This window comes from Pseudidiomarina halophila (assembly GCF_003987215.1).
Taxonomy (GTDB): Bacteria; Pseudomonadota; Gammaproteobacteria; order Enterobacterales; family Alteromonadaceae; genus Pseudidiomarina; species Pseudidiomarina halophila.
Genome location: NZ_PIPW01000002.1, coordinates 431,992 through 449,698, shown reverse-complemented (window position 1 = coordinate 449,698; position 17,707 = coordinate 431,992). Strand labels below are relative to the sequence as shown.

At 51.3% G+C, this 17,707-nt stretch carries 18 protein-coding genes; 4 read left to right on the top strand and 14 right to left on the bottom strand.

Annotated elements, in window-relative coordinates; genetic code table 11:
• Positions 1 to 16: 16 nt before the first annotated feature.
• Positions 17 to 520: a prepilin-type N-terminal cleavage/methylation domain-containing protein gene (locus tag CWI69_RS08100; RefSeq protein WP_126763614.1), complete on the bottom strand. Its 504-nt coding sequence runs from the start codon at positions 518 to 520 to the stop codon at positions 17 to 19.
• A 121-nt stretch (positions 521 to 641) separates the two neighbouring features.
• On the opposite strand from CWI69_RS08100, the gene CWI69_RS08095 reads away from it, so the two are divergent.
• The 4 genes from CWI69_RS08095 to CWI69_RS08080 are packed head-to-tail and all read left to right on the top strand — an operon-like array spanning position 642 to position 5,463.
• The gene (locus CWI69_RS08095) at positions 642 to 1,202 is read left to right on the top strand and encodes a type IV pilus modification PilV family protein (RefSeq protein ID WP_126763612.1); all 561 of its coding nucleotides are present in this window, start codon (positions 642 to 644) and stop codon (positions 1,200 to 1,202) included.
• Complete coding sequence (locus CWI69_RS08090) at positions 1,202 to 2,041, top strand: PulJ/GspJ family protein (protein ID WP_126763611.1); 840 nt, start codon at positions 1,202 to 1,204, stop codon at positions 2,039 to 2,041. Before CWI69_RS08095 ends, CWI69_RS08090 begins: the two co-directional genes overlap by 1 nt.
• A complete protein-coding gene (locus CWI69_RS08085; RefSeq protein WP_126763609.1) occupies positions 2,031 to 2,492 on the top strand; it encodes a pilus assembly PilX family protein in 462 nt (153 codons plus the stop codon). Before CWI69_RS08090 ends, CWI69_RS08085 begins: the two co-directional genes overlap by 11 nt.
• The gene (locus tag CWI69_RS08080) at positions 2,479 to 5,463 is read left to right on the top strand and encodes a DUF6701 domain-containing protein (RefSeq protein WP_126763607.1); all 2,985 of its coding nucleotides are present in this window, start codon (positions 2,479 to 2,481) and stop codon (positions 5,461 to 5,463) included. Before CWI69_RS08085 ends, CWI69_RS08080 begins: the two co-directional genes overlap by 14 nt.
• A 50-nt stretch (positions 5,464 to 5,513) precedes the next feature.
• On the opposite strand, the gene CWI69_RS12365 is transcribed toward CWI69_RS08080, so the two are convergent.
• The 13 genes from CWI69_RS12365 to pyrC form a co-directional block, all read right to left on the bottom strand.
• Positions 5,514 to 5,999, bottom strand: a complete 486-nt coding sequence (locus CWI69_RS12365; RefSeq protein WP_126763605.1) for a type II secretion system protein — start codon at positions 5,997 to 5,999, stop codon at positions 5,514 to 5,516.
• Between the two features lie 24 nt (positions 6,000 to 6,023).
• Complete coding sequence (locus CWI69_RS12360) at positions 6,024 to 6,527, bottom strand: type II secretion system protein (RefSeq protein ID WP_126763603.1); 504 nt, start codon at positions 6,525 to 6,527, stop codon at positions 6,024 to 6,026.
• 32 nt (positions 6,528 to 6,559) lie between these two features.
• Positions 6,560 to 7,156 carry a prepilin-type N-terminal cleavage/methylation domain-containing protein gene (locus tag CWI69_RS08065; protein WP_126763602.1) on the bottom strand — a complete coding sequence of 199 codons (597 nt, stop codon included), beginning with the start codon at positions 7,154 to 7,156 and terminating at the stop codon, positions 6,560 to 6,562.
• A 44-nt stretch (positions 7,157 to 7,200) separates the two neighbouring features.
• On the bottom strand, positions 7,201 to 8,421 hold the full coding sequence (locus CWI69_RS08060; RefSeq protein WP_126763600.1) for a type II secretion system F family protein: 1,221 nt from the start codon (positions 8,419 to 8,421) through the stop codon (positions 7,201 to 7,203).
• Positions 8,414 to 10,174: a GspE/PulE family protein gene (locus CWI69_RS08055; protein ID WP_126763598.1), complete on the bottom strand. Its 1,761-nt coding sequence runs from the start codon at positions 10,172 to 10,174 to the stop codon at positions 8,414 to 8,416. Before CWI69_RS08055 ends, CWI69_RS08060 begins: the two co-directional genes overlap by 8 nt.
• Positions 10,175 to 10,176: 2 nt before the next feature.
• Positions 10,177 to 11,370 (bottom strand): tetratricopeptide repeat protein, encoded by a 1,194-nt coding sequence (locus tag CWI69_RS08050; RefSeq protein WP_157984256.1) that lies wholly within the window; start codon positions 11,368 to 11,370, stop codon positions 10,177 to 10,179.
• Positions 11,367 to 12,284: an ExeA family protein gene (locus CWI69_RS08045; RefSeq protein WP_126763594.1), complete on the bottom strand. Its 918-nt coding sequence runs from the start codon at positions 12,282 to 12,284 to the stop codon at positions 11,367 to 11,369. The genes CWI69_RS08050 and CWI69_RS08045 overlap by 4 nt, the downstream gene beginning before the upstream one ends.
• 31 nt (positions 12,285 to 12,315) lie before the next feature.
• Positions 12,316 to 13,968, bottom strand: a complete 1,653-nt coding sequence (gene mshL / locus CWI69_RS08040) for a pilus (MSHA type) biogenesis protein MshL (RefSeq protein ID WP_126763592.1) — start codon at positions 13,966 to 13,968, stop codon at positions 12,316 to 12,318.
• Positions 13,968 to 14,324, bottom strand: coding sequence for a hypothetical protein (locus CWI69_RS08035; protein WP_126763590.1), 357 nt, complete (start codon positions 14,322 to 14,324; stop codon positions 13,968 to 13,970). Before CWI69_RS08035 ends, mshL begins: the two co-directional genes overlap by 1 nt.
• Positions 14,311 to 14,952, bottom strand: a complete 642-nt coding sequence (locus CWI69_RS08030; protein WP_126763588.1) for a hypothetical protein — start codon at positions 14,950 to 14,952, stop codon at positions 14,311 to 14,313. Before CWI69_RS08030 ends, CWI69_RS08035 begins: the two co-directional genes overlap by 14 nt.
• Entirely contained in the window at positions 14,949 to 15,572 is a 624-nt protein-coding gene (locus CWI69_RS08025) for a hypothetical protein (protein WP_126763586.1), read from the bottom strand. Before CWI69_RS08025 ends, CWI69_RS08030 begins: the two co-directional genes overlap by 4 nt.
• Positions 15,569 to 16,504, bottom strand: a complete 936-nt coding sequence (locus tag CWI69_RS08020) for a hypothetical protein (RefSeq protein ID WP_126763584.1) — start codon at positions 16,502 to 16,504, stop codon at positions 15,569 to 15,571. The genes CWI69_RS08025 and CWI69_RS08020 overlap by 4 nt, the downstream gene beginning before the upstream one ends.
• A 127-nt stretch (positions 16,505 to 16,631) precedes the next feature.
• Positions 16,632 to 17,666 (bottom strand): dihydroorotase, encoded by a 1,035-nt coding sequence (gene pyrC, locus CWI69_RS08015; protein WP_126763582.1) that lies wholly within the window; start codon positions 17,664 to 17,666, stop codon positions 16,632 to 16,634.
• Positions 17,667 to 17,707: the final 41 nt, after the last annotated feature.

Sequence of the window (17,707 nt, the reverse complement as noted above, 5' to 3'; positions counted from 1 at the left end):
TCCGCATTCTAAATAATTAGCCGCAGGTCCCCGTGCGAATGTAGCCATGACTTTGCACACAAACAGAGCGTGTCGCCGCGCCAGTGATAACGATTTCGACGCTACTCTGGCCACAAGGTTCCGCGGTGGCGGTATGCTGATTTGAAACAGGACAGCCCCAACTGTTAAACAAGAATCCAGTCGCAGCTGCGGGCAGGTCTGAATTCACGGTTAAATTTACCTCACTACCAAGCGGAATAACGCGCTCTGCAACACTACCCGCTCCGCATTCGAGCGGTGAAATCTCACTCGTGGTTATCGACAGCCCGTAGCAACGCCGCTGCACATCCTGCATGGCCCGTTCCTGGCTTAATCTTAGTGCACTGACAAGCTCAACCTCTATTAGCCGCTCATCAACACCATCATCGCTCAAAAACACCGGCGCCGCGGTGACAGCTATGATGCCCAGAATGATGATAACGACAATTAACTCGATTACCGAGAAGCCTTGCCATTTCTTTACACTTGCGGATTTGTTCATGACCACGCCCAGGTTGCAATGCACAATGTACAAAAAGAGTATAGTATTGGCTTAACAAGTTAAAGATTGTTGATAAACTGACGGTAAATCAACCTGTACGCAACCACTATCGAGCTTGCTTATGCGACTTTCAACTCATTCCAGACAGGATCAGCCGACACCGGTCGCAACCGGTTTCACCCTGATCGAGTTGATTATTGGCGTAGTGGTTCTTGCCTTTGCGTTTTCTCTTATCGCGACACTTATTTTTCCCCAGGCAATCCGTAGCGCAGAACCTGTGCTGCAAGTACGCGCGGCAAACTTAGCGCAAGCCTTCATGGAAGAAATCCAGGGTAAAGCGTTCGATGACAATAGCGCAAAGAGCGGCGGCACACTGCGCTGCGGCGAGGCCGGCGCGCCAGCCTGCAGTACCACATTCGGACCTGATGGCGAAAACCGGGATCGGTTTGACGACGTTGATGATTATCACCAGTTAGAGCAAAGCCAGCCTGACCTGGCCGATGTTTTGGGCGCAAATCTGGCAGATGATTATCGTGGCTTCAGCTATGCAATAAATGTCTGCTATAGCGATAGTCAAGGCACCTGTGTTGCCGGCATCACCACCTTTAAACGGGTACAGGTAGCACTCGCCACGTCGCAGTCACAAGACTTTGTCTTTTCCTTCATCAAGGGGAACTATTGATGCGCCCGCTCCGCCGCTCCCGGTACCGCGGCTTCACGCTGATAGAAGTTATCATTGTCATTTTATTACTCGCTACCCTGGCGATTTACTCGTTTGGCTTTCTCGGGTTAGGCAGTGATATGGTGATACAGGTAAACCAGCGCAACCAGCTGGTGGCTGAACAGCGCTTTGCCATTGAACGGCTGACTCGTGAAATTCGTTCTTCAGTTCCCCGCAGTGCACGTGCCAACGCAGCATGTCTCGAGTATATGCCACTGATCGGCAGTAATGTTTACTTAACGCTACCCAGACCCGGTCCGGGCGGAAATGAGCCGATGGTCGTCGTCACACCTCTTATACAGCTCGGCGACATGGTGGGGAACTATGTGCTGGTCTACGCGACCGGCCCGGATTATATCTATGGTAATAATCAACAACGCCGCAAGTTGATCACCGCAGTGAGCAATGATGCGCCACAAAATGGCCTGAGTACTTTATCTTTGTCTGCGACACCAGCCGAGTTTTTTACCGATAGTCCTGATCGAACCTACTACATCGGCGGTAGTCCCGTCAGCTGGTGTCTCGATAGCGCCAATCAGACGCTGGTGCGTTTTGCCAATTATGGTTTACTGATGAATCAGCCCGACTTTAGTTCCCTGAGTGTTGCAGCGACAAGCCAGGAGGTCATGGCGGTCGATGTTGTTAATGACCTGAGTCTGGGTCAACAACCCTTTCAGGCTATGGCGCCGACACTGCAGCGCAACAACTTAGTACGCATTCTGCTGGCCTTCAACTCATCAGAACCAGCTGCGCCAGCTATCGAAATTATCCATGAGGTGTATATTCCTAATGTGCCCTAACTCCTCACAGCATAAAGTAAAACAAAACGGTGCAGCTCTGGCTATCGCATTATTTGTGCTGCTGGTGATGAGTTTAGTCGGACTCACCCTGGTGCGCTCCCTGAATGATACGGCCAGTGCGGTCGCCAGTGATGTTCTGGGTACGCGGGCGCAACTTGCCGCAACCAGTGGTATACAAACGCTGATGGTCGAACTGTATCCTCTCAATGCCAGTTTTGATTCGTCCATCTGCCCGACACGTACTAGCAGCGAACCGCCAATAGTACGCAGTTACAACTTTACCGCCCAAGGGTTAACTCAATGTTCCGCACAACTGCGCTGCAATCAACTAGACTTAACAAGCCCCTATAGCGGCACGCATATTCGTATTATTGCCGACGGCAGCTGCGAGGGAGGCTCTATGGTCTATTCAAAACGTATTTTGGTGGAGGTCGCCGATGCGATTAAGTAAGGCTCTACAGCCAGTCGTTGTCGGCCTCATCAGTACGGTGCTGGGGTTTACATTGTTATCAGTGACCCCGACAGCTCAGGCACAAAGTTCTCCTTCTCCGACACAGTGTGATCAGTTTGGTAATTTACTCGACTACGGCATCATAGGCGAAGGTGGCTTCGATTACGGCAATAACTCAGAAATTAATGGTAATCCAATTAATGGTTCGGGGAACACACCTACCCCTGAGGGTCAGGTTGATACCGTCGATTTAGTTTTTCCACCGCTTAATCCGAGTACCTTTCCTGATGGGCAAACCGGTGGTCCTGATCTTACCAATGCGACGGGCATAGCACCTGGCAGCTACGGTACCATTGAAACCGATACCCGGGGCAACGCCACGCCGCTGGTCTCGTTTTCAGGCGGCACCTATTACATTGAAGAGCTTATTTTTAATGGCCGTGACTCGACTGCTGAATTGGCACCAGGTGACTACTTTATTGAGCGCTTAGAGCTTGATAACAACACCTACATTAATATTGTTCCCCAAGAGCAGGTGCGGTTATATGTGCGTGATTACATCATCGGCGACAATAATATTTTTGTGAACAGCAGTGGGCCCGTCGGTGATATGTTGGTGTACCTCTACGATAACGCCTACGTTGACCTGGGTAATTTCAACGAAGGCGGTGCCAGTAACACCGTTGTCAACTTCAATGGCTTAATTTACAGTCCTTACGCGTCGACTTCCGTCACCCTAGGTAATAATAATAATTATCAGGGCGCGATTCTGACCCCCGGCACTGTTTCCGTCGGTGCCAATACCAATTTTAATTACAGTCCGGAAGTGCAGGACGAGCTGTATGATGCCATTGGTTGCGAGCCGACCTCCAGCATCCATCATTTACGCATTCGCCACCCTGAATCCATTGTCAGCTGTTATAGCGCTGTGGTTGAAGTTCTCGCCTGCGCCGACGCCAACTGCTCACAGCTGTACGCCGGCAATGTCGCGGTAGATCTTAACGCTGGCGCCAACGGTCCGACCTGGCAGGGTGGCAATGTCACCAGCAGTAGCGGCGCCAACGCGACCCTTAACTTTACCAACGGCAGTGGCGTGGCAGGTCTGCAATGGGTTGCAGGCGGTACCGCCACACTGTCAGCACCGGCCAGCTCGCCGGCACCCACCGCACCAACCCAATGCGTGAATAGCAGCGGCACGGTAGCGACAAATTGTAGCCTGACGTTCACTACTGCTGGGCTGGTGATCACAGCAGCTGATGGGCAGAGTGTGATTCCCGGTCAACATGCGGGTATCCCATTCGACACCGTGCTACGCGCGGTACAAACCAATACCACAACGGGCGCCTGCGAAGCCCGGGTCAGCGGTAACCAGGCGGTGGAACTTGCGGTCGAATGTACCAATCCATTGACCTGTCAGGCGGGCCAGGCCTATAGCGTAAATGGAAATCAGCTCCCCTTAAATGATGCCGGCACCACACTGAACTATGCCAGCGTGAATCTGACTTTTGATAGCGCAGGTGCCGTCACTCTCAACAATAATTATTCCGACGTTGGTCTGTTACAGATGCATGCCCGTCTCAACCTCGCTGCCGAACCTTCGGCAGCCGAAGGAAGCATAGACGACCCCGACACCACCTTGCTGGGGACCAGTCTCAATGACTACGTTGTTAAGCCGCATACCTTATCCGTGGTAGCGCTTGACGAAAATGATCAGCTGTGGAACGCAACCACCGCCACTGGCCCTGGCTTCGTCGCCGCGGGTGAAGCCTTTAGCATGGTGGTGCAAAGTCGTAATGCTTCGGGTGACGTGACGCCCAACTTTGGCAACGAAGTAAGCCCTGTGGGGGTGAGTGCAAGTTTTGTCTCTATGGCCTATCCGTTACCAGCCGATGCCAGTTCAGACGGCAGTAAACTGATAATCAATAACCCGTTTTCGCCCAGCAGCACCATCACCGCAGCCTATCAAACCGATAATGCGACGTGGTTAGAAGCCGGCACGGTGAATTTACAGGCAGCACTTGCCGGCAATGACTATCTCGGCGGTGGTGACGCACTGCAACGTCCTGCCAGCCCGGTGGGACGCTTTTACCCGCACCATTTTGCGCTGATTAACAGTAGTCTGAACAATAGTTGCACGGCGTTTACCTACATGAGCCAGGCGGCTGCCGGTCTCGACTTTTTAGTTGAGGCTCAGGCACTGAATGGCCAGCGACTGCGCAATTATGATAATGACACCGCCAATTACGCCAATACCGCAGTATTGCAGTCGGTAGCACGCAACACTCCGGCCGATCAGCCGGGCGATAATTTTGCTACACGCTGGCAAGCCACGCTGCCTGAGGTATGGAATGCCGGGCAACTTCTTGCCTCGGCCACTGACGCCGGCCTTACCAAGCGCAGTGATGAAAAGCCCGACGGACCCTTTGCCCAACTTGAAGTAGGCTTGCAAATAGCGAGCGAGATGGATACCCGTGACTTTCCCGCCAGTGCTAAAACTTTAGTCACCCTCAGTGGTGACGCCGTGCCCCTTTCGGGTTCGCTTGAGCTGCGTTACGGTCGCTTAGTATTAGATAATAGCTACGGCCCGGAGACGGAAAACTTACCTGTTGCACTGCGCGCCGAGTACTGGAATGGCGATTTATTTACCACCCATGGCCTCGATCAATGCACGGGCTACGCACCGGCGGAACTTGCGATTGTCAGCTACATTGATCCCATCACCACCACAGCTGACGGCGCCTCGGGCACCCTCATTGAGGGTACTGTTGGCACCAGTCCACTGTTCTGGCAGGCGCCGACCAGTACGCCGGCGCAAGGTGAGTTTATCTTTGAATTCAATGCCCCAGACTATTTAGAATATCCCTGGCAGGACGCCGACGGTAACAACTTTAACGACCCGAGGGCTTTTGGTGGCTTTGGCTTATACCGCGGCAATACCCGTAAAGCCACAGAGAAAGATCTCACCCAATAAAAAAGACGCTCATTGAGCGCCTTTTATCTTACTTCGTTCACCTGGTTGGATTAGCAACCGGCGGTGTTCACCGTAACCGTCGCTGGAGTATCTTCATCCGCAGCTTCAGTGTACAGCACGTGACAACTTTCAGCGCCGGGTGTGAAATCTGGTGTGACACCGGTAGGGGCAAATGCTACAGCTTCCGCCGCAATGTTACTGTCGTCACCACTATCGTAGCGCGCCCAGTCACCGACTAAACCTGCAGCTACGTCGATGCCACCTTCGGCAGCAACCGGATAACCGTAATCGGTAGTTACGTTGCCACCTTCTGTAGCAACAGTCGCACCAGTATCACCTTCAGTACCTTTAACCAAGCTACTTGCATAAACCAACTGCATCGCACCCTGAATAGAGGCTTGCGCACCTTTCACCGTAGATTCACGCGCATCTGATGAAAAATTAATAAATTGTGGCGCTGCAGTAACCGCTAAGATACCGAGCACAACAATCACAATGATTAACTCAATTAATGTAAAACCTTGTTGGCGCTTCATAAGAACTTCTCCCCTAAATTAAAATCAACAACCTGAAATGGTCGCAACAGGCAGCGGTTTACCCGTATCGTCAGCGTTATCTTCGTATGTAATATAACAGTTTGTGGCTTCAATTTCTGTAGCCGTTGAACCTGCGTCAGCAACGCTCGTTAAAGTTCCAACATATACGCCGTTGGTTACAGTGCCGCTATAACTACCGGCCGTTTTCTCGGCAAAGGTCCAGTCGCTGCCGGCACCAGCAGCCTTGGCTATTTCAGTGGCCTTGGGATAACCATTTGCAATGGCAATAACGACCGTCGCTGAATTGGTTGGCACCGTCGCTTCACCAGATAAATTACCATTGATTGCGGCCTTGGCATAGCTCAGCTCGACTGCGGACTTCATACTCGCTTCCAGCCCTTTTATCGTGCTTTCCCGGGCATCGCTCGAAAAATTAATAAATTGAGGAGCTGCAGTTACCGCTAAAATACCCAATACCACGATAACTATAATCAACTCAATCAGAGTAAAACCTTTTTGCGAATTCATCCCATTCTCCTCACTCGAACGATACCGAAACATTAGTTGTTACTGAAAATACTCACACCACCGGTGCGTGGATTATATACGAATGCATTGCCAACACGCAGATAATCGTTGCCCGCCGGCGCCGAATTAAGGCTTTGTATCGTAATCGCTAGAAAATATACACAAATATCATTAGTACCATTATTCTCTCGCGTAACGTAATAGCGATTTTCACCTAGCAACGCATAGTTGGTCGTCGCTGTTGGCGCACCCTGCAGAATAGCTTGCATAATGGTGCGGCAATCTTCGCTACTCATATTTTGGTCATGCGCTTCTGTATTGTCGTTCCCGCTTACCGGGTAGCCCGTATCACCGTCTACGTTTACGGGCACGCCATCCATTACGATCACCGCACCAGAGCCAGTAGCAGAGCCTTGCGGCCTGCCGCGCAGCTCCCATTCCGCGCGAACCAGACTTACCGCACTGGCAAAGCCTCCGGCAACGCCTTCCAGAGCCGCATCTTCAGCATCGGCACTTACCCTGGTAAAACGTGGTAATGCCGAGGCAGCTAGCAACCCCAGTATGACGATAACAATAATCAGCTCAATTAAGGTAAAGCCGCGCTGCTGCTTCACTTGCTCGGCGTTCATAATAATATCCTCTTCACCGTTTTGTTGTTCATCGTTGATTTCACTTAACGCCCTTTATACGCATCCATCATATCCCACATCGGCGTGAATATACCGAGTGCCATTACAGCCACCATAATCGCAACAAGCACGAGTAAAATCGGCTCAATGCGAGCGGTTAAACTTTTCAAATCAAAATCGACTTCACGTTCATAATAATCAGCTACTTCGTTTAATAACTCGTCAACCCGGCCGGTTTCCTCGCCTACGCTGATCATCTGCATCACTAACGGCGTGAACAACTGGGTACCTTGCGCTGCCCGGGTCAAACCTTCGCCTTTTTCAATCGTCCGTCGCATATCCTCGATACGATCGTGCATCCAGTAGTTATCAACGGCATCCGCGACCAGGTTTAATGACTGGGTAAGCGGAACCCCCGAACGCAACATTACCGAAAAACTGCGGGAAAAGCGCGCGAGCAAACTGCGCAAAACGATATCGCCAAAAATCGGCATCTGAGTTTTCCAGCGATCCCAACGTACCCGTCCGGTTTCACTGGTCCTGAACCTGTGCAGACCATATAAGGCGCCGAAGATCGCAAGAATCATCAACGGCCACCAGGCCACAAAAAATTCTGAAACACCGATCAAAATACGTGTCGGTAACGGTAATTCAGCATTAAACTGCTCGAACATTCTGGCAAAGGTTGGGATGACCCAGATATTCAAAATAAACATTGCGATAACCAATGCCGAAACGATAAACATTGGGTAGCGCAATGCCGATTTCACTTGCTTGCGGGTATCTTGCTCCTTACTTAAATAATCTGACAGCTGTTCAAAGGCTTCTTCTAGTTGCCCGGTGTTCTCACCAACGTGAACCACTGCCACCAGCAGCCGCGGAAAGACTTTCGGATGCGCCGCCATCGCCACCGACAGTTCGCGACCGCGTTCGAGTTGCTCGACCACATCGCCGAGAACTTCGCGCATGCGCCGCTTAGGACTGTTTTCTGCCAGGCCCTCGATAGCGCGTAAAAGCGGAATGCCTGCTTTGGTTAACGAGTACATCTGCCGGGTAAAAACAATTAAATCGTCAAGGGTGATTTTCTCGTCAAATAGGCGAAAACCCGATCCGCTTGTCGACTGCGCCCTGCGTTGCTGAATGACTAAGGGTGTGACGCCGCGACGAATCAAGGTATCCGCTGCGGATTTCTCTGAGGTCGCTTCGAGTGCTCCAGTGATGAGCTCGCCCGCAGCGTCGCGGCCACGATAGCTATACTCAGCCATGCTCTTCTTCCTCAGCTTCAATTAAGGTACCGCGTAATTCCTCTTCTTCTACCGTTTCAGCTAAGAACAGCACCTCATCCACGCTGGTAATGCCTTCGCGCGCATAGTCGAGTGCGGCCAGCGCCAGCGGCCGGAAATTTTCCGCCGCACGGGCCGCGCCGGCGAATTCACGCATATTCGCATCGCGCAAGGCATTGACCATTGCCTCGTTTAACTCAAGCAGCTCAAAGACCCCAAGTCGCCCCTTATAGCCCGTGTGATTACAATTCCGACAACCTTTGCCTTTGACAAATCCACTACCGTCTTCAGGTATATCTGGCGCCATGCGGCGAATCAGCGCCAAATCACTTGCTTCAATCTCTGCCTCCACTTTACAGTTATCGCAGACTCTACGAATCAAGCGCTGTGCCAGCACGCCACGTACCGCTGCACCAACCAAATATGGGGCAGCCCCCATGTCGATAAGGCGCAGTGCGCTGGTAATCGAATCGTTGGTGTGCAAAGTGGTCAGTACCAGGTGACCGGTAATTGCACCGCGCAGACCAATCTCTACGGTCTCGGTGTCACGCATCTCACCAACCATAATAATGTCTGGATCCTGCCGCAGGCTGGTGCGTAACACACGCGAGAAACTCAGGCCGATTTTGCTGTTTACCTGCACTTGCGAAATACGCGGCAGACGATATTCCACCGGGTCTTCGACGGTAATAATCTTTTTCTCAGCTTTATTTAATTCATTCAGCGCGCCATAAAGAGTGGTGGTTTTACCCGACCCGGTTGGCCCGGTAACAATGAGCATGCCATAAGGCTTATGAATCAAATTACGTACCCGTTCGAGCAAATTCTCCGGTAACCCGGTCTGCTCCAGTTCAAGGATACCGGCGGATTGATCCAGTAGACGCATAACACAAGACTCGCCATACTGCACCGGCATGGTCGACATCCGCACGTCAATGGCGTGGTCGCGCACGTTGATATGAAAACGGCCATCCTGCGGCATACGCTTTTCTGAAATATCGAGGCCGGCCATCAACTTCAGGCGCAACACCAGGGCACTGGCGATGGTCGTCTCATTCAACACGTTCTCTTGTAAAACACCATCGACCCGCATGCGAATGCGTAAAGCACGATCGTCAGGTTCAATGTGAATATCTGAGGCACGTACTTGCACCGCATCGGCGAAAATGGATTGCAGCAACTTGGCAACCGTCGCATCATCACCCTCGTCTTCGAGTGACAAAGCCGCAAGATCGAACGCATCATCCTGTTCATATTCGGTCTGCAACTGACTGGCGAACTGCGCAATGTCCTTGGTGCGTCGATAGAGATTATCGAACGCTTCCAGCAATTCATGATCAGGCGCAACTGCCAGCTTAATTGAGCGCGGCTGCAGAATCTGGCTAATCGCATCAACGGCACCTAAATCGGCCGGATCACTCATCGCCACCAGCGCTTCACTGTCGCTTGCTTCAACCACCAGCGCCCGATGCCGCCGTGCCTGTATCTCAGGCAGTAAATTGACGACCTCGTCCGGGATCTTCCGCTCACCAAGTTCGACAAAAGGAATATTCAACTGGCGAGCCAGGAATTCCAGGAGCTCCTGTTCACTGATGAAACCCAGATCAACCAGAGTGACACCCAGCTTACGGCCATTCTCCCGCTGATCGTCGAGAGCCTGTTGCAGCTGCGACTCCGTAATAATATCTTCTTGCACCAGGAGGTCACCAAGGCGCATTTTTAAACGAGGGCGCATTGCTATTGGCCTCCTAAAGCATGTTGCCGTTGCGCTGCGTAGCGTCGTGCATCTTGGCTTAAATCATCATCCTGCAGGGCCTGCTGATAACTCCATAGCGCCTGCTGCGGTTGCTCTGCATCCTCATAAGCAACTGCTGCAGCTATCCACCAGCGCCCTTGGTCGGTACGCTCCGCCAAGTGCTGATAGTCAGTGGCGGCTTGGGCAAAGCGATTGAGTTCACTGGCTGCAGTGGCTCGCATTTGCAATAACTCCGAGGTTTCAGCGCTCTCCTCAGGCAGCTCAGCCAGCGAAACCAATACCTGCTCATAAGCACCGTTTTCCAATAATATCCGTCCATACAACACTAGCCAGTCAGGTTGCTGTGGCTGGCGTTGTAAGCCTTCATCGAGCACCGCCAAAGCCGATCGAACCCGCCCTCGTCCATACCAATAGGCAGCCAATTCACTGCGGGCATCGACATGGTCGGGCGCCAACGCAATAACTTGTTCCAGCAAACTGCCAGCCCGCTCACGCTCACCTTTCTGGGCAGCTTCGCGCGCTTGCTTCAACTTAACTTCGGCGAGTTCTTCGGCGCTTAACTCAACGCGCGTCACTTCCATGGAGCCGCCAGACTTTGCTGACTCCTGGGTTTGCTCTCGCGACTGCTGATGTGTTTGCTCTGGTACTTGCTGTTGTGGCACACCCACCACCGCGTTGCCAGTATCCGTGCCTACGTCGGCCTGTGTTTCAGCTTCATTTCTCGGCCCTGGCGTCGTCGCCGGGGCGGATGCTGCTGATGAATCGGACGTTGATGCAACCTCTGCTGTTGCTGAATCCGAAGTGGTGGCTAAATCTGGTGTTATCTGCACAGGTTGTGGCTCAAGTCGACTTTGCGGCTGCGAGGCTTCGGTTACCGGTGCATTCGTGTCACTCACCCTGGTCGTTTCTTGCTCATCACGCTTGACCACTGTGTCAGGTTCGGAAACTTTTATTGGTGTCGGTGATGATTTTTCGATGAGTTCAGATTCCGACGTTTTCATTCCCTGATAGATGGCCATGAACGCGACCACGGCGATTGCGGCAATCACAAAAGCGCCGAGTAGCCAGGCCCAGGGAAATCCAGATGGCGCTGCGGCGGCTGGGATAAAGCCATCCTTGCGTTCTTTTTGTTGGCGTTTATCAAGATCACGTAACATACGGTTAATCACACTCATGGCAGATACTCCGTCAACCAGCCTTGCTGCCATGACCATAGCAGTGCAACCAGCACGCCGCCAAGGCCAACCGCACTCCACCACAGCACGGTATGCGATCGCAATGTAACGTCTTCAGTATCTGCAACTGCATAACGCACGTGCCGTGGCTTTATTTGGTAACAACCCTCGCCATAACAAAGCATTAAAACCTTGTGGCATAACACGTTCACCAGCCGCGGTACGCCACGACTACCCTGATGCAACATTTTCACCACCCGTGCAGAAAACAGCGGTGCGCCCTCATAACCGGCAATGTGTAGTCGATGAGAAATATAGCGCGCGAGTTCATTAACCGTCATCGCCTGCAAGCTGTAACTGAACGTTATTCTTTGCCGTAATTGCCGATGCTCGCGCGTCGCCAGACGTTCATCAAGCTCCGGTTGGCCAAACAGAACAATATGCAGCAATTTACGGGTCTCAGTCTCCAGATTGGAAATCAGTCGTAATGCTTCAAGACTCTCGGCGGGTAACGCCTGGGCTTCATCGACCACGATGACAGCGATTTGCCCAGCGCGACTGATCTCGACCAGACGCTCCTGGATGGCCTGAGTGAGTAACTGCTCACTTTGCTCGGCAGGCGCTTCCACCTGTAATTCCCGAGCGATATGCGCACGCATTTCGCTCGGATTCAGATAAGGGTTCGGAATGTAAGCTGTCACGTAGTGCTCAGGCAACTCATTTAACAACTTACGGCAAAGCAGAGTTTTTCCCGTCCCCACCTCACCGACCACCTTAATGAAACCTTCACCTGCTTCAAGCGCTGTCAGCAGAACTTCAAATGCCGAACGATGGCCCTCGAGATCACAGTAGAAACTGGTATTCGGGGTCAGCGTGAATGGCAATTCTGTCAGTCCATAATGCGCTTGATACATTGTAATTTATCGTTACTCGTTAGTTAGCTAATTAGTCGTTGTACCAGCGGTTTAGCAAATCACTCGAACGCTCGAGTTCTTGTTGCCAGGTATCAACTCCGACCACTACGGGCCGAATAAGTATCACCAGTTCTTTTTTCTGTTCAGAGCGACGTTTATTCTTGAACAGGTTACCCAGGACTGGAATATCGCCCAGCATCGGGGCTTTAGATTCATTTTCGGTAAAACTGGTTTGCATTAAACCGCCGAGCACCACGATTTCACCATTGCGAGCACGAACAATGGTATCGCTCTCCCGAATATTGCTCTGTGCCAATGGCAGGATAAAAGACTCCTGATTCAGCGTGATGGTTTTATTCTGTTCGGTGGTTTCAACAACCGACGGGTGTACATGTAAAATCACTTCACCGTTATCACTGATCTGTGGGGTAATATCCAACGATATACCTGAGAAAAATGGTGTCAGTTCAATATTTGGCGTCGAGGTCGTCGCTGTACCTGTCACCGTCGTAGTAGAGACATCGGTCACGAAATACTCATCTTCACCAATTTTAATTACAGCTTTCTGATTGTTACTTGCGCTGACCCTGGGGTTGGAGAGAACCTGTACGTTGCCCTGATCCTGCAATAGGTTCAGCACGCCGCTAAAGTCGCCAACATCCAGCGATACGCCAAATACGCCATTGGTACCACTTACACTGCCGCCAGTGAATCCGATGCTGCCGTTGGCATTACCTAAACTGAACAAATCATTCCAGTTAATGCCCTGTTGGTAGTCGTCATTAAGTGCCACCTCAACAATCCGGGCTTCTAAAATCACCTGGCGTTGCAAGCGTTCTTCGGCTGAACGCAGAAATTCACGGGCTGCGCGTAATTCACTCGGAAACGCTGTAACAGTGACCAGGCCGGCTTGCGGAGCAACCACTACACGACGTCCCCCACCTTCGCCAACAATGCCCTGAACGATTTGTTGCAAATCGCCCCACACATCGGTTTCTGACTGGGTGGAGATAGACGTACCGTTGGTCTGCATACCTGTATTCATACCGTTCAGGCTGTTGTCGGACAAGTTACCCTGACCGCCAATACCGCCTACACCACCGAGCAGCGCATTGTTGTAACCACCGGCTCCACCATAAACGCCGCCGTTCTGGTCATCATTGTCTTTGACACCGCCCGAGGTAACACTGGTCTGAGACAATCCCATGCGTTGTAATGCCAAATAATCCAGGGTGATGGTTTCGGTGCGTAAGCCTGCCGGGAACACGCGAATCATGCGGTTTTCACTTTTAATCTCGTAGCCGTATATGTCGCTGATGACTTCAAGTGCTTCTGTAAGTGTGACGTCTTTCAAGCTCAGGGTTATGCTGCCACTTACATCGGGATGTACCACGATGTTGTAAGGAGAATCAGCCGCTAAACCGGCGAAAAAGTCACTTGCGTCGATACCGTTGGCGTTTACCGAAAACCGCGGCTGCGCGAGTAACTGTTCACTTGCGCGACTCGCTTCCAACGCTGTAGGTCGCAGACTCGCACGCACTGACTCAGGTAGTGGTGGACGTTTTGCTTCCTTCACTTGTTCACCCTGGTTCAAGGCTTGTTGTGCCTCAACAGGTTTACGCTCAGGTTGATGCGCACATGCTGTAAGTACCAGCGTTGCTGCAATAAGAGTGGCAATCCGCATTAGTTCTGTCCCCCTGAACCCTTCTTAGTGTCACTCACTAATGGACTCTGAGTATAGAGTGATAGTTTTAACTCGCCGCCATTTCCGGCATGGCGCACGATGACATGGTCCATTGTAATTTTGGTTATTGTATAAGGTGGTAGTTGATCGCCCTGTTCCACCCGTTGGCCATTAATATAAGCTGTCATGCCTGAGGTGCGACGCTGAATCGCAGTGAGCCGCAGATCGGTCACCTGAGCCTGCTGTGCCGCTGCCATGCGCTGTTGCGGCGGGGCGGTCGGGTCACGCAGATCTTGCCCCTGCGCGATCGTCACAAATGAGCAACCAAGGATGAGCAGTGCCTTAGCTTGCCACATAATCGCGCTCCAGACTCAGGGTATAAATTTCGAGCAGTACATCAGCTGTCGGATGTTCCCGGACTTCATAATCCATGCGTTGCCAGTAAAATGACCATGGCAACTGCTCCAGTCTTTGAAAATAGTTGTAAATTTCATTGTAATTGCCACTGAAAACAAGCTGTAAACGATGCTTATAGATAGCACCGGCGGTTGCTTCGCCGTCACCGTACACGCGCTCTGCTGGCAACGCCTGGGCAGACTGTACCTCCAGTGCGCCAGCGTTACCTAGCAATGCTTTTAATAATTCACGATTATCCGTTGCGCTGACATAGTTTGTTTCTGCTTGCAGGCGCTGATTCAGCTCGTTCAGTCGTGCTTGCAAATCGCTTAACTTTTGCCGTAAAGGTGCCTGAGGATCACCCGAGAGTCGAATATCAATCGCCTGCAATTGTTGTTGCAACAAACCAACCCGCGTTTGCTGCTGGGCAAGTTTGCTTTGCTCGGTTTGGTAATTCTGCCAACTGGGTAAGAGAACGATCCAAACGCCAAGGTAGAGAATAAACGCCAGCGTAAGGACAAACCAGAATCTACGTCGGCCCAGCGGTAGCTCGTTAAATTTTAATTGCAATTGCTGCCATTGGGTCATCGTTTAGTACTCCCTGAACTGGCGCTGACATTCCCGCTGTTTTCAATGTGACCAACGACAAAGCGCAAACCCTGATCGCCTTCTTCACGTAACTCAAACACACCAAAAGGCCGATCTTTTAAGGTTGAAAACTTACTAAAATCAGCCAGCCAGACGGGGAGTTGTTGGGGTTCAAGCGTATGCCCTTGCAGAGTCAAAGCATCGTCCTGCATCAGAATGCGCTGCAACCAAACGGCATTATTATCGACAGCTGAAATGTCAGCGAGCAATTCCGAGAAGCTAACGTTATTGCGACCGGTAAGTTGTTGCATTTGTATCAACAAGCGCTGCCGCAAGGTTAGCTGTTGTTGTACGCTGTCTATTTCCTCATTCAACGAACTATCATTTAACGCTTCTTCAAGGGTCGCCTGACGCTGACGCAGCTCGACTTCAATGCGGTTGGCTTGCGCGACACTCGCGGCGAGGTCAGATTGCTGCTGACCGGCAATCAGTGTAATTAACAACCATGCCACGAACAATGCGACAATAAGGGCACCATTAATAGCAATAAAACGCCGTAGCGTCAGCCATTCCCGGTTCGGTTGCAGTTCATTCACGTAGAGGTTGGCAAATGTCTTCATTTGCTGGTCTCCGCTAATTTATCTGTGATCAGCGCACCGCCTAAGGCGGCGAAGTCACTGTAGTCACCGGCACCGAGTTCTTGTGCCCACTCGGGATAGCTTGCCCAGCTCGCAGTTAAACCTAAATCTTCGTGTAACTTAGCCAGCACGTCGTCATGCTTGGAAATTGCCATAGCCAGTACAATATCGGTAACCGGCCGTTGTCGCAATTGACGCTCGAAATAGTCTGCAGAACGTTGAATCTCCACACTTAACGGCTGTAAACCGCCCATGCGGACTTCTTCGATACTAAGTTCGCTCATTTTCTCTAACGCGCGAACAGATCTATTCACCTGCAGTACACCTTCGCGGTAAACCTGAAGTAATGCCGGTTGCTGGGATTGCTGGTAAACCACCACGGCGGGGTCAGTGAGTGCAGCAAACATTTCGGTGACGGCCTGTTCTTCGGCAATAATAGCGCAAACGTTATCAGACACTTCGTGGATAGCTTGTAAAACGCTCTCAAGCTGCTTTTTGCTGGCCGCTATCGCATGGATTTTATTCTGACCCGGCAGTTGAACTGGCAACTCATAGTAGTCGGCGATACAGTCTTCAGGTTCAAATTCAACCAAGTCGCGAAGGTTATAGCGCAGGCTTGTCGCGATTTCTTCTTCCGGCAGGTTAGGTCGATCGAGGGTAACACTCTGATACAGGCCGCTACCTAGAACCAGCGACACCCGCGGGTGATGGCGACAATAGCGCGAGTACTCGTGCGCAAGCTGTCTGATGCCCGTGGCGAAATCATCTTCTTTTATCGCACGCTCGTCGGAAACCACCAGACTTGGTGATGCTTCAGCATTTGGCTCGAGAACGACAAGATGCACCGCACCTTTGCGCACGGCAAAGGTGACGATGAGCTGATTGGACTTGCGCGCACGAAGAAAATTAAACAAATCTCAGTCCCTGTTCATATTATAATTTTTATTAAAGCCTGGACTCGACTTCTTAACGTAAGTTTGACACTTTTCGCGTGAAAAACAAGCACTGCTATCTGTCAGATACGCATGTTTTAATATTGTATTATTCTACGACTTGCCAGTTCAATTTTTCATTGGCCCAGTAAGGCACCATCGGCCCCACGGCAGTATTAACAGTGCCTGGCACTTGCCAGGATTCACGCCGTAACGTGACCGTCTCGCTTGAACGCGGATAACCGTAAAAATCAGCACCAAAATGACTGGCAAAATCTGCCAGCTTATCCAGTGCCTCCATCCGCTCAAAAAATTCTGCATAAAGCTGCAATGCTGCAGGTGCTGAGTAACATCCGGCACAACCACATGCCGCTTCTTTTTTCGATTGCGCGTGTGGTGCAGAATCCGTCCCTAAAAAGAATTTCGGACTTCCTGAAACTGCTGCTTTCTGCAACACCTGTTGATGCTCACGTCGTTTCAGGATAGGTAAACAATAGTTATGCGGCCGGATGCCACCGATCAGCAGATCATTTCTGTTCATCAATAAATGTTGCGGGGTGATAGTGGCAGCAACATTAGGTCCCATGCTCTCGACAAAGGACACGGCATCGCTGGTAGTGATATGCTCCAACACCAGCCTGAGCTTTGGGTGACGCACCATTAACGGGCGCAGTTTAGTATCGATAAAGACTTTTTCACGATCAAAAATATCGATCTCCGCGGCGGTAACCTCACCATGAACTAACAAAGGTACCTGGTGCTCGGCCATTGCTGCAAACACGCTGTCCAGCGCTTCGATATCAGTAACTCCCGCTGCCGAGTTAGTGGTTGCGCCTGACGGATAAAGTTTAAAGCCAATCACCTCGCTTTCCGCAGCAGCGGCTTTAACCGTTTCGACTGACGTCTCCTGGGTTAAATACAATGCCATCAGCGGTTGAAAACTGACGCCAGCTGGCACCTCCGCTAAAATCCGATCTCGATAGGCCATGGCTTGCGCCACACTGGTCACCGGCGGCACCAGATTTGGCATAATAACCGCACGCCCAAACACTTTTGCAGATGCTGGAACTGTTGTCGCCAACAGTTCGTCATCGCGCAAATGAAGATGCCAATCGTCAGGACGGGGAAGGGATATTTGCTGCATGAAAACCTCTTAAAAACATGAATCTGTTGTTAGCTTTAGTA

Bases quoted from the DNA above. Each gene is read 5' to 3' on its own strand.
- CWI69_RS08100 (WP_126763614.1), bottom strand. From the start codon at position 520: ATGAACAAATCCGCAAGTGTAAAGAAATGGCAAGGCTTCTCGGTAATC.
- CWI69_RS08095 (WP_126763612.1), top strand. From the start codon at position 642: ATGCGACTTTCAACTCATTCCAGACAGGATCAGCCGACACCGGTCGCA.
- CWI69_RS08090 (WP_126763611.1), top strand. From the start codon at position 1,202: ATGCGCCCGCTCCGCCGCTCCCGGTACCGCGGCTTCACGCTGATAGAA.
- CWI69_RS08085 (WP_126763609.1), top strand. From the start codon at position 2,031: ATGTGCCCTAACTCCTCACAGCATAAAGTAAAACAAAACGGTGCAGCT.
- CWI69_RS08080 (WP_126763607.1), top strand. From the start codon at position 2,479: ATGCGATTAAGTAAGGCTCTACAGCCAGTCGTTGTCGGCCTCATCAGT.
- CWI69_RS12365 (WP_126763605.1), bottom strand. From the start codon at position 5,999: ATGAAGCGCCAACAAGGTTTTACATTAATTGAGTTAATCATTGTGATT.
- CWI69_RS12360 (WP_126763603.1), bottom strand. From the start codon at position 6,527: ATGAATTCGCAAAAAGGTTTTACTCTGATTGAGTTGATTATAGTTATC.
- CWI69_RS08065 (WP_126763602.1), bottom strand. From the start codon at position 7,156: ATGAACGCCGAGCAAGTGAAGCAGCAGCGCGGCTTTACCTTAATTGAG.
- CWI69_RS08060 (WP_126763600.1), bottom strand. From the start codon at position 8,421: ATGGCTGAGTATAGCTATCGTGGCCGCGACGCTGCGGGCGAGCTCATC.
- CWI69_RS08055 (WP_126763598.1), bottom strand. From the start codon at position 10,174: ATGCGCCCTCGTTTAAAAATGCGCCTTGGTGACCTCCTGGTGCAAGAA.
- CWI69_RS08050 (WP_157984256.1), bottom strand. From the start codon at position 11,370: ATGAGTGTGATTAACCGTATGTTACGTGATCTTGATAAACGCCAACAA.
- CWI69_RS08045 (WP_126763594.1), bottom strand. From the start codon at position 12,284: ATGTATCAAGCGCATTATGGACTGACAGAATTGCCATTCACGCTGACC.
- mshL (WP_126763592.1), bottom strand. From the start codon at position 13,968: ATGCGGATTGCCACTCTTATTGCAGCAACGCTGGTACTTACAGCATGT.
- CWI69_RS08035 (WP_126763590.1), bottom strand. From the start codon at position 14,324: ATGTGGCAAGCTAAGGCACTGCTCATCCTTGGTTGCTCATTTGTGACG.
- CWI69_RS08030 (WP_126763588.1), bottom strand. From the start codon at position 14,952: ATGACCCAATGGCAGCAATTGCAATTAAAATTTAACGAGCTACCGCTG.
- CWI69_RS08025 (WP_126763586.1), bottom strand. From the start codon at position 15,572: ATGAAGACATTTGCCAACCTCTACGTGAATGAACTGCAACCGAACCGG.
- pyrC (WP_126763582.1), bottom strand. From the start codon at position 17,666: ATGCAGCAAATATCCCTTCCCCGTCCTGACGATTGGCATCTTCATTTG.